Source organism: Komagataeibacter intermedius TF2, from assembly GCF_000964425.1.
Classification (GTDB): Bacteria; Pseudomonadota; Alphaproteobacteria; order Acetobacterales; family Acetobacteraceae; genus Komagataeibacter; species Komagataeibacter intermedius.
In genome coordinates, this window is the sequence record NZ_BANF01000188.1 from 1 (window position 1) to 333 (window position 333).

1 protein-coding gene is annotated in these 333 nt (G+C 59.8%); it reads right to left on the reverse strand.

Translation table 11 applies throughout. From position 1 onward, the window contains the following. Positions 1-333 (reverse strand): transposase (locus B7449_RS15560; RefSeq protein ID WP_048883798.1); only part of this gene is annotated, 333 nt, incomplete at both ends.

Genomic DNA, 333 nt, shown 5'->3' on the forward strand with positions numbered 1-333 from the left:
AGGCTTCGTCCAGCTTCGCTTTCAGTGTTTCCCGTCGGGCAAGCTCTTCTGGCAGGGCCTGCGGATCTCTGTCTGTGGCATCTGCGTGCTCCGCCTGGTCCATCAGTTTCGCGATATCCACCGCCAGCTGTTCGCGCAGTGCCCTGATCCGGTCGTAGCGCAGGGAACGGTATTTCGAAGCGTCGGCATCAATTTTCGTGCCGTCAATCGATACGACACCCAGACGCAGCAGACCCGTCTCGCGCGCCAGAAGCAGGACCTGCGCAAATGCAGCTTCAATGGCTGTCCGGTTCGTCCGGCGGAAGGTCGCAATCGTATCATGATCCGGATGCA